Source organism: Roseateles sp. P5_B10 (assembly GCF_056400485.1).
On record NZ_JBFULE010000139.1, the window covers coordinates 1 to 9922 of the forward strand.

Genomic DNA, 9922 nt, shown 5'->3' on the forward strand with positions numbered 1-9922 from the left:
GACGAGCCTGCGCGATCGCTTCGACGTGGCCTTTGCCTGCGACACCGACCATGACCGCCATGGCATCGTCACCCGCAGTGCCGGTCTGATGCCGCCCAATCACTACCTCAGCGTCGCCGTGGACTATCTGTTCCGCCACCGGCCCGGCTGGCGCGCGAACGCGGCCGTCGGCAAGACCGTCGTCACGACGGCGCTGATCGACCGCATTGCGCGGCGCCTGGGCTGCCCGCTGTTCGAGGCGCCCGTCGGCTTCAAATGGTTTGCGCCCGGCCTGGCTGAAGGCAGCCTGGGCCTGGGCTGCGAGGAGAGCGCGGGCGCATCAATGCTGCGCCGTGATGGCCGCGTGTGGACGACCGACAAGGACGGCATCGCCGCCGCGCTGCTGGCGGCCGAGATCACAGCGCGCACCGGTAGCGACCCGGGGGTGTACTACCAGAGCCTGACGGCGGCCCTCGGCACACCGCACGCCGACCGCGTCGAAGGCCCGGCCACGCGGGAGCAGAAAGCGAGGCTGGCCGCGCTGACGGCTGCGAACGTGCAGGCGACTTCACTGGCAGGCGAGCCCATCACTGCGGTGCTGAGCAGTGCGCCGGGCAACGGCGCGGCGATCGGTGGCATCAAGGTGTGCACGGCCAGTGGCTGGTTCGCCGCGCGGCCGTCGGGCACCGAGGACATCTACAAGGTCTACGCGGAGAGCTTCCGCGACGAGGCGCATCTGCAGCTGCTGGTCCAGGAAGCGCGCGGCGTGGTGGACGACGCGCTGGCTGCGCCTTGATCAGGCAGCCGCGAGTTCGGCCACGCCTTCGCTGACGAACACGCAATCGCCGTCCTGGAACACACGCACTTCACCGGCTGCGAACGCCTGCCAGGCCTCGCCATGGGTCAGCGGCTCCGTGGAGACCAGCGCCATGCGGTCAGCCGGGTTGTTGACGGTGGCCAGGTCCACACTCAGGTCGCCGTCGCGCAAGGAGACGTGGCCGAAGGGCGGGCGGCGCTGCAGCCAGTGCAGCTTGGTTGACGCATGCGCCAGCATGGCGCGGCCATCGGTCAGCAGCAGGTTGAAGCGGCCGTGCTCGGCGATCTCGTGGATCCAGGGCGTCAGCGTTTCGGCCAGTTGCTGCCAGTCGGGCGGCTGGTTGCCAAAGCGCTGCTGGAGCTTCTGCATCAACCAGCAGAAGGCTCGTTCGCTGTCGGTCTGGCCGGCCGGCGTGAAGCTCCCGTCCAGCTGGGGGTGAAAGTCCTTCAGGTCGCCGTTGTGCGCGAAGACCCAGGTGCGACCTGCCCAGTCGCGGCGAAAGGGGTGGCAGTTCTCCAGGGTGCGGGCGCCCTGGGTGGCCTTGCGGATGTGGGCGAGGATGTTGCGTGCCTGCACCGGGTGGTGGCCGAAATGACGCGCCAGTTCGGATTCGGCCGCCGGGCTGTCCTCAACGGTGACTTCGCAGCGCTCGCCGTCGTGGAAGGCCACGCCCCAGCCGTCGACATGGTCTGCGGTGCGCCCGCCGCGAGCTGCGAAGCCGCTGAGGGAGAAGGTGGCGGCGGCCGGCTGGCGGCTGTTGAGGGCGAAAAGCTCACACATCGGTGGTGGCGGAAGCTGTCAGTACGGGTGGCAACGCTGCAAGTCTGCAGGCCGATGACACAAAACCCAACAAAGCTTTTGTCATGAGCTCATGCCTGTGCGGGTTCTCACGTTTCGCGGGCGCGCCGCAGGGCGTTAGGCTGGGCTGTACCACCTTCAGGAGACGCCCGTGCCGAAGTGCCTTGTTCCCGTCGCAGCTCTGCTGCTTGCACTGACCGCAAATGCCCAGGAAACGGCCTGGCCGTCCAAGCCCCTGCACTTCGTCGTGCCCTTTGGCCCCGGCGGCGCCAACGACATCGTGGCGCGCACGGTGGCCGAAGCCACGGCCAAGCAGCTGGGGCAGCCGATCATCATCGAGAACAAGCCCGGTGCCGGCTCCATGATCGGCGCGGCCTATGTGGCCAAGGCCGCGCCGGACGGCTACACCTTCCTGACGCCGGCGGCCGGTGTCATCACCAATGCGCTGATCAAGACACGCATGCCCTATGCCGAGAACGACCTCGTGCCCGTCGTCATGATGGCCGTCAGCCCCTCGGTCGTCGTCGTGCCGGGCGACTCGGCCATCAAGGATCTGAAGGGCCTGATCGCGGCGTCCAGGAAAGGCCAGGGGCTGAACTTCGCGACGGCCGGCACCGGCAGCACGCCGCATTTCGTGGCCGAGATGCTCAAGCTCAAGGCTGGCGCCAAGCTGCAGATCGTGCCCTTCAAGAGCGGCTCCGAAGGCATGGCGGCCGTTGTCGGTAACCAGGTCGATGCGACCTCCGAGGCCAGCCCCGTCGTGCTGTCGATGGTGAAGGCCGGCAAGCTCAAGGCCATCGCCTCGACGTGGAACCGTCGCATCGCGGCTTTGCCCGACCTGGCCACCGCCCAGGAGCAGGGCTTCAACGACGTTTTCATTGGCCATTGGTCGGGCGTGTTCGCGCCCAAGGGCACGCCCGAGGCCATCCTCGACAAACTCAATGCGGCCGTGAATGCGGCGCTGAAGACGAGCGAGCTGCGCGCCAAGCTCATCCCGCTGGCCATCGACCCGACGGGCGGCAGCCGCGAGGACTTCCGCAAGTTCCTGGTGGCTGAGAAAGCCCGCCTGGCACCAGTGGCCAAGGCGGCGCAGATGAAGGAAGACTAGCGGTCGGCTTCGACGAGGGCGCGCATCGCGGCCAGCAGCACATCCGTCGCTTCATCCGGCGTCAGCAGTTCGGCGCTGACGAAGGCGCCATTGACGAGCAAGGCCAGCTGAGCGGCGAGTGCCTTCGGCGCGCGTGCCTTCAGGCGTTGGGCGATGACTGTGAGGCGTGACCGCAGCGCCTGCATGTGCGCGCGCGCCACGCCGCGAGCCGGGTGATCCTGCTCGGCGAACTCGGCCGCCACATTGATCTGCGGGCAGCCGCGGTAATTGGCGCGGCCCAGGCGCTCGCCGATCCAGCGCATGTGCGCTTCCAGCTCGGCCTTCGCGTCGCTCGCGTTTTCCGCGGCGACCCGGTCCCAGGTCGCCCAGAAGTCCACGTCCTCGCGCTCCAGGAAGGCCACGATGAGGTCGTCTTTGGTGCGGAAGTGGCGGTACAGGCTGCTCTTGGCGACGCCAGCCTGCTCGATGACCAGATCGATGCCGACCGCGCGAACGCCGTTCTTGTAGAACAGCTCGGACGCCACGCCCAGCAGGCGCTCGCGGACGTTCTGAGCTTCGGGGGCAGTTTCAACAGGCATGTTCATCACGGTGGTCGATTCGGTGTTGACACGATACAGACCATTCTGTATCGTTCAAAGAACAGACAGGTCTGTCTCGTTTCAAAAGGATGATCATGAGCAGGGATTTGGGCAAGAAGGCGGTCGCGGTCTACGGTGCCGGCGGGCACACCGGGCGATTCGTCGTCAACGAGGCGCTGAGGCGCGGTTTGCGGGTGGTGGCGATCGGGCGGGATGCGTCGCGACTGCCGGCTGGCGTGGAGGCGCGGGTCGCGACCATTGACGACGCGGCCGCGCTGGACGCGGCACTGCAGGGCTGCGGCGTGGTCATCAACTGCGCCGGGCCGTTTCTCGACACGGCGGCGCCGGTCATCGAGGCCGCCCTGCGCGCTGGCTGCGGCTATATCGACGTGACCGCCGAGCAGGCCAGCGCTGAAGCCGTCTTCGAGAACTTCGATGCCCGGGCTCGCGTGGCTGGCGTCGCCATCATTCCGGCGGCGGGCTTTTACGGCGGGCTGGCTGACCTGCTGGCGACGGCGCTGATGGGCGACGGCGCCGTGCACGACCTGGCCATCGCCATCGCGCTGGACCACTGGTGGCCCACCGAGGGCACCCGCAAGACCGGTGAGCGCAACCAGGTGCCGCGCGTTGTGCTGCAAGGCGGCCAGATCGTGCGCATGCCGACGCCGGCGGCCCAGCGCGACTGGCGTTTCAGTGCGGAGCACGGCGAGCAGGCCATGGTCGAACTGCCCTTCAGCGAGGTCATCACCATCGCCCGCCACCTGCGCGTGCAGAACCTGCGCTCGTGGCTGACGCTGTCGTCCCTGCAGGAGATCCGCGATGCCACGACGCCGCCGCCCGAGGCCAGCGATGCGCAGGGTCGTTCAGCACAGCGCTTCGAGATGGTGGTCCAAGCCGGCGAAGGGGCGAGCGCGAGAAAGGCCATCGCCCGTGGCCAGGACATCTATGCGGTGTCGGCGCCGCTTGTGGTGGAGGCGGCCGAGCGCATGCTGCAGCCATCCTTCAAGCGCAGCGGTGCGCTCGCCCTGGGTGAGGCCTTCGACGCCAAGGACTTCCTTCAGTCGCTCAGGGAGTTTGAACTGCAATTGGGCTGAGGAAAGGCGCCAGCCAGCGCATCTGCGGCTTGTCGCGGCCCTCRGCGGTGGGCTCCAGGGACAGGAAGTAGTCGCCCCAGGTCGGGCCACCGGCCCACCACAGCCAGCCGTCCCAGACGTCGGCATTGGCCTGCAGATGCTTGAGCGCGCCGGCCACGGCCTGCTCACAGACTGCGTTGGCGCCTCCGCCCAGCTCACCCAGGATGGCGCGGCGCTTGTTCTTGCGCAGCCATTCGGTGAAGCGCTTGAGCCGCTCCGCGCCGATCTCGGGGCTGACGCATTCGGGGCTGGTGCCGGAGCCGTCCTTGTCGAAGTACTGGTGCACCTCGAAGACCATGCGGTCCAGCGGGTCGCGCACCTGGCCCATGACCTCGGCGTTGGGCGTGCCGTACCACTTGGACTCGAACCAGCTCCAGGCACCGGTGTAGCCGTTGCCGGGCACGGTGATGAGGTTGGTCGCGCCGGTCTTGCGGATGGCATCGATGGCGGCCTGGGCGGCCTGGCCCCAGGTCTCGGTCGGCATGTTGCGCGGCTCATTGACGAGGCCGAACTGCACTTTCGGGTTGTCCTTGAACTGCAGGGCCAGGCGCCGCCAGAAGTCGGCAAACGCGGCGATGGGCACCTCGGGCTTGCCGACATGCACCTCCTTGTAGGCCGCGTAGTTGTGCGGGTCCAGCAGCACATGCAGGCCGCGGGCGGTCGTGCCGTCGACGAACTCGCGCAGGCGAGCGAGTTCCGTCGGGTCGAACTCGCCGTTCAACACCGGCTGCAGGCGCTCCCAGCGGAAGGCGATGCGCATCAGATTCATGCCCTTGGCCTGGAAGTAGGCCGTGCTGGCGACGCTGGGATAGACGAAGTCCTTGCCATAGATGCCGGGGAAGGGCAGCTTCTCGCCCCATTCGGCGCTGGACAGGCTGATGCCGCGCCAGGGCAGCAGTTCGGCCGCGCAGGTGCCCTGGACGAGGGACGCCAGCAGGCAGGTGGTGGCGAGGTGTCGCAGCTTCATGGATCAGTCCTTCGTCAGGGTGGTGCCGTACAGCGCCTGGACCAGGTCGGTCCGCCAGGCATGGGCTTGCGGGTCATAGAGGCCGAAGCCCGAGGCCAGTTCCCAGTACATCCAGGGCAGCTGCCGGGCAGCCATCTCGGCGCGCATCGCCTTCAGGTAGCGCACCCGGGCGCCGAGTGCCGCGCGGCTGTAGGCGCCGAACTCGCCGACCACCACGGGGTAGCCCAGGCGCTTGCCTTCGTTGGCGGCCAGGTCGAGGCCTTCGCGGATCTTGGCCAACTGGGCGGCGTCGCAGCAATCCACGCCCACGGGCGGCGAGGGGCTGACCCATTCCGCACCCTGATGGGTGAAGGTGAACGGCTCGTAATGGTGGACGGTGAGCAGCAGGTTGGCGTCGGCCGGCAGCTGCAGCTTGGACAGGGCCCAGGGGCTGTTCCACTGCACCGGGCCGATCATGACGATGCGGTTCGGGTTGCTGGCGCGCACCACGCGCAGTGCGCGCGAGGCCAGGGTGTTCCAGTCGGCCTCGAGCTTGTTGTGCGGCTCGTTGTAGAGCTCGAACACCAGGCCCGGCCCGGCATTGGCGAAGCGCTCAGCGATCTGGCGCCACATGGCCAGGAAGCGCAACTGCACCACGTCCGCCGCGACGCTGGCTTCGCCCGCGTCGACGGCATCGCCATCGAGCTGGTGGTAGTGGTGCATGTTCAGCACGACGGTGACATTGCGCGCGAGCAGCTTGGTGACGATGCCTTCGACGCGGGTCATGAAGGCCGCGTCGATGGTGGCTGCGGCATCCAGGCTGGCGTGGTTGCTCCAGCGCACCGGCAGGCGCACCGCCTGGCTGTAAGACGGGCTGGCGCTCGGGCCGACGAGCTGGATGAATTCGTCTTCGACCTTCAGCCCCCAGGCGCCTTCGCTGGGCGCTTCCAGCATGCTGCCGAAGTTGATGCCGCCGCCCAGCGCCGCGGCGGCGGTGCGGGCCTGTGCCGAGGCGCCGGGCGGTGTCCCGGACGGCGTGGTCGGGTAGGCGGCCCAGGGGTCTGTGGGCGTGGGCGGTGCCGGCTCGGCGGCGGCACCACCACCTCCGCCACCGCAGGCAGCAAGCAGCGCGATCAGCAGGGCAGTGGCAAGGCGGCCCATGGCGTCAGCCCCGCGCCGGCGGTTGCACGCCGAGCGCGGCCAGCACGTCCTGGCAGGCACCCATGGTGTGGTAATCGGTCTTGCCGGCGGGACTTTTCTCGTCGGTGACCTTGCTGTTGTCGGGCGCGAGGATGCGATACCAGGCGCCGTGCTCGTGGTCGACGAAGTGCTGCCAGGCGTAGGCCCAGATCCGGTCGTACCAGGCCCAGTAGGCGTCGTCGCCGGTGCGTACGGCCAGCCAGGCGGCGGCGGCAAGGCTTTCGGCCTGGACCCAGAAGTATTTGTCGCCATCGCACACCGTGCCGTCCGGCGCGAAGCCATAGACGAGGCCGCCGTGAACGCCGTCCCAGCCGCGCTGCATSGCGGTGTCGAAGAAGTGGCGCGCCGTCGGCACCAGCCAGCCGGGCGCCGCTGCGCCCAGACGACGATCCAGSATCAGCAGCAGCTTGGCCCAYTCGGTSWGGTGGCCGGKCTGGAAGCCCCAGGGCCGGAAGATGTTGGTCTTGTCTTCGCGGTTGTAGTCCCAGTCGAGTGTCCAGTCGGTGTTGTAGTGCTCCCAGACGAGGCCGCCCGCGAGCGCCGCCTGGCGTTGGGCGATGGACGTGGCCAGGGTCAGCGCACGGTCGAGGTAGCGAGATTCGCCGGTGGCGGCGTGAGCGGCCAGCATGGCTTCGCAGGCGTGCATGTTGGCGTTCTGGCCGCGGTAGGGACCGATGCCCCAGTCCGGCGTCGCCTCGTCGGCGTAGAGGCCGTGGGCGGGTTCCCAGAAGTGCTGCTCCATCAGTTCGAAGGTGGCGGCGATGCCTTCGCGCGCGCCGGGCACGCCGGCTTCTGTGGCGTGCGAGTTGGCCAACAGCACGAAGGCCAGGCCGTAGCAATGGTTGGCGCCGTCGAGCACCGTGGCGCGGCCGTCGTGCCAGTCCAGCACCCAGGCATAGCCCCCTTGCGGCTGAGCATGGACCTGGTTGACGAAGGCCAGTGCGTGCGCGACGTCGTGAACAGGTCCGCCAAACCAGCGCCAGGCCAGCGCGTGGTTGAAGACGAAGCGCGTGCTGCTGACGAGGTGGCGGGTGCGGCGGTCGTAGATCGTGCCGTCGTCCTTGAAGAACTGGAAGCAGCCGCCGGTTTCGTCGCGCGCACGCGGCGCGTAGAAGTCCAGCGTGTGGCGGATGTGCGCCCACAGTGTCTCGGGTTTGCGCAGGTCGGGAGGCGTCATCTCAGTACCTCGTCTTTCAGGAAGCGGGTCAGCTCATCGGCCATCAAGGCATGCACGTCGATGCGCGGATGGGCCCAGGAGAAGGCCTCGAAGCGGTAGCTCCAGACCTTGGCGTCGCCCTCGCTGCGCAGCGTCTGCACGGCGCCCAGCACGGCGCGCGGGATGGCCGGCTGTTCGCGTGGCGCCGACATGCCGCCCATCAGCAGCACGATCCTGGCTTGCGGGTAGCGCGCGCGCAGGCCGCGTACGAAGGCGAGATAGCGCGGGCCGAAGTCAGCGGCGATGGTCTGGCCCTTCGAAGCCGGGAAGCCATGGTCGTTCTGGCCGAGGTTGAGCAGCACCACGTCGGGCGCGCGTGCTTCGGGCGGCGCGACCGGTGCGTCCAGGCGCGGCGCGTACCGGTTCCACACTTCGGGCATCAGCAGCTGGTCCCAGGTCGCGGTGATGCCGATGCCGCTGATGGCGATGCCAACGTAGTCCGCGCCCAGCTTGGACGCTGTCACTGCGCCATAGGCCCGCGTGCCGTCGTGGCTGGACAGGTCGGCGTATTGATCCTCGCCGATATCGCCGTTGCATGCGCCGGCGGTGATGGAGTCGCCGTAGAACTCCAGCTTCAGCGGCCGGGGTGCGGGCGGGTCGAGCAGCTTGCCGCCTTCGGCCAGGCGCAGGCCGAGGAAGACGCTTTCAGCCTGCGAAGCCTCGGTACGCTTGACGAGGCGCAGCTCGTGTTCTCCGGCCGTCAAGGGCAGCCGCCAGTCGGCCGGCCCGTCGCTGCGCAGTGCCAGTGCGTGGCGGCGGCCGTCGACCTCGACGGTGAAATGGTTGATACCGCCGCGCGACGGTGCCAGGCGCAGCGTGAGCTGGTCGCCGGTGAAGCGGGCGCGCAGCTCGCTGCCGCTCCACGCCAGCAGCTTGCCGCCGGGCGCGCTGCCGATGCGGCCGATCCAGCGCAGCTTGGGATCGTCCGCGGCTATCAGGCCTGGCTTGCTTGACGGCGCCTCGCGCACGAAATCGCTCGGGTGGAGTTCGGGCGGGAAGATGCCGGCCGACATGACGGCCAGCAGGCTCGCCGGGCGGCCGCTGCCGGTCCATTCGTCCTTCTTCACGCGCACGTGCAGCAGGTGGGCACCGGGCTCCAGCTCGCGACCGACGACGGCGTAGTGCCAGCCGAGGTAGCCCTTGCGTTCCGGCACCTGGCCGCGGAGCGTGACGACGGGCCCGTCGTCCACCCAGGCTTCGAGGTTGCGGTAGTGCTCGCTTTCGGCGTGGAAGACCGCGACCTCGCGTCCCCAGACGAGAAAATGAGCCTCGGCATCGTCGGCCTTGCTGACCCAGCCGGGCTGCTGGCCGGTCCACTCGGGATGCACCTCGCCGCCACGCTCGAAGCCATGCACCTGGTAGGGCTTGAGGGTCTCGCCGGCCAGCATCCGCGTGAACTCGTGAGCGCGCCCGTAGACGGGCTCGGGCAGCGGCGCGGGCGCGGCGACCGGCCCGCGGGCGGCTGCCCGCAGTGTCTCGGCCAGCGCAAGCGCGATGCGCTGATGGCCGGTGGCGTTCGGGTGGACGGGCTCGTCGTAGAGAGCCGCCCAGCGGTCTTCGCCGGCATCGACGAGGGCCTGCATCCAGCGGCCGAAGTCCAGCGCGGCGAGGCCGTAGTGAGCGGCCAGCTTCAGCTGCGCATCGACCGCGTCGCGCGCCTGGTTGCCCTGCTGCGTCAGGCCGAGCACGACGACCGCGGGCGGCTTCTTGGAAGTCAACAGTCGGCGCAGGATGGCTTCATAGCTGCTGCCGCGCACGGCCGGATCCAGCCACTGGTCGTTGACGCCGAACTCGACGATGACCAGGTCGGGCGACTTGTCCAGCACCTGCGTCTGCAGCCGCTGCACACCGGCGGCCGAGTCGGTGCCGCTGACGCCGGCGTTGACCAGCTTGGCCTTCGGTCCCAGCGATCTGGCGAGTAGTGCGGCCCAGCCGCGCTCGCGGGGAGGCTGGGCGGCGTAGCCGGTCGTGATGGAGCCGCCAATGGTGGCCAAGGTGATCGCCTCGCCAGCGTCCAGCCTTTGCATGACGGCCTGCAGCCGTGGGTCGTTTGCCGCCTGGCCGACGGCCGGCAGCATCAATGACAAGTACAACGCGAATCCCTTCAGAAATCTCATGTCAGCCCTTGGTGGCGCCCGCTTGCAGCC

General features: G+C 68.8%; 9 protein-coding genes. 3 read left to right on the top strand and 6 right to left on the bottom strand.

Going from position 1 to position 9922, the window contains the following annotated elements; all coding sequences use genetic code 11:
* A partial coding sequence (locus tag AC1DU6_RS11540; protein ID WP_477857304.1) for a phosphohexomutase domain-containing protein occupies positions 1–775 on the top strand: 775 nt, incomplete at its 5' end.
* Here the strand turns inward: AC1DU6_RS11540 and AC1DU6_RS11545 are convergent.
* Positions 776–1576: a class II glutamine amidotransferase gene (locus AC1DU6_RS11545; RefSeq protein WP_457323053.1), complete on the bottom strand. Its 801-nt coding sequence runs from the start codon at positions 1574–1576 to the stop codon at positions 776–778.
* Between the two features lie 169 nt (positions 1577–1745).
* Between AC1DU6_RS11545 and AC1DU6_RS11550 the strand changes: the two genes are divergently transcribed.
* Positions 1746–2702: a tripartite tricarboxylate transporter substrate binding protein gene (locus tag AC1DU6_RS11550; RefSeq protein WP_056203908.1), complete on the top strand. Its 957-nt coding sequence runs from the start codon at positions 1746–1748 to the stop codon at positions 2700–2702.
* On the opposite strand, the gene AC1DU6_RS11555 is transcribed toward AC1DU6_RS11550, so the two are convergent.
* The gene (locus AC1DU6_RS11555) at positions 2699–3286 is read right to left on the bottom strand and encodes a TetR/AcrR family transcriptional regulator (protein ID WP_457323054.1); all 588 of its coding nucleotides are present in this window, start codon (positions 3284–3286) and stop codon (positions 2699–2701) included. The two genes, AC1DU6_RS11550 and AC1DU6_RS11555, sit on opposite strands and share 4 nt — an antisense overlap.
* 89 nt (positions 3287–3375) lie before the next feature.
* Here AC1DU6_RS11555 and AC1DU6_RS11560 point away from each other — a divergent pair, with 89 nt between their 5' ends.
* The gene (locus AC1DU6_RS11560; protein ID WP_457323055.1) at positions 3376–4374 is read left to right on the top strand and encodes a saccharopine dehydrogenase NADP-binding domain-containing protein; all 999 of its coding nucleotides are present in this window, start codon (positions 3376–3378) and stop codon (positions 4372–4374) included.
* Here the strand turns inward: AC1DU6_RS11560 and AC1DU6_RS11565 are convergent.
* The 4 genes from AC1DU6_RS11565 to AC1DU6_RS11580 are packed head-to-tail and all read right to left on the bottom strand — an operon-like array spanning position 4346 to position 9892.
* Positions 4346–5380: a glycoside hydrolase family 5 protein gene (locus tag AC1DU6_RS11565; RefSeq protein WP_477857306.1), complete on the bottom strand. Its 1035-nt coding sequence runs from the start codon at positions 5378–5380 to the stop codon at positions 4346–4348. The two genes, AC1DU6_RS11560 and AC1DU6_RS11565, sit on opposite strands and share 29 nt — an antisense overlap.
* Before the next feature lie 3 nt (positions 5381–5383).
* On the bottom strand, positions 5384–6520 hold the full coding sequence (locus tag AC1DU6_RS11570; RefSeq protein WP_457323057.1) for a glycoside hydrolase family 5 protein: 1137 nt from the start codon (positions 6518–6520) through the stop codon (positions 5384–5386).
* Positions 6521–6524: 4 nt separating this feature from the next.
* The gene (locus AC1DU6_RS11575) at positions 6525–7736 is read right to left on the bottom strand and encodes an AGE family epimerase/isomerase (RefSeq protein ID WP_477857309.1); all 1212 of its coding nucleotides are present in this window, start codon (positions 7734–7736) and stop codon (positions 6525–6527) included.
* Positions 7733–9892 carry a GDSL-type esterase/lipase family protein gene (locus AC1DU6_RS11580; RefSeq protein ID WP_477857311.1) on the bottom strand — a complete coding sequence of 720 codons (2160 nt, stop codon included), beginning with the start codon at positions 9890–9892 and terminating at the stop codon, positions 7733–7735. Before AC1DU6_RS11580 ends, AC1DU6_RS11575 begins: the two co-directional genes overlap by 4 nt.
* Between the last annotated feature and the right edge of the window lie 30 nt (positions 9893–9922).

Bases quoted from the DNA above. Each gene is read 5' to 3' on its own strand.
- AC1DU6_RS11545 (WP_457323053.1), bottom strand. From the start codon at position 1,576: ATGTGTGAGCTTTTCGCCCTCAACAGCCGCCAGCCGGCCGCCGCCACC.
- AC1DU6_RS11555 (WP_457323054.1), bottom strand. From the start codon at position 3,286: ATGAACATGCCTGTTGAAACTGCCCCCGAAGCTCAGAACGTCCGCGAG.
- AC1DU6_RS11560 (WP_457323055.1), top strand. From the start codon at position 3,376: ATGAGCAGGGATTTGGGCAAGAAGGCGGTCGCGGTCTACGGTGCCGGC.
- AC1DU6_RS11570 (WP_457323057.1), bottom strand. From the start codon at position 6,520: ATGGGCCGCCTTGCCACTGCCCTGCTGATCGCGCTGCTTGCTGCCTGC.
- AC1DU6_RS11580 (WP_477857311.1), bottom strand. From the start codon at position 9,892: ATGAGATTTCTGAAGGGATTCGCGTTGTACTTGTCATTGATGCTGCCG.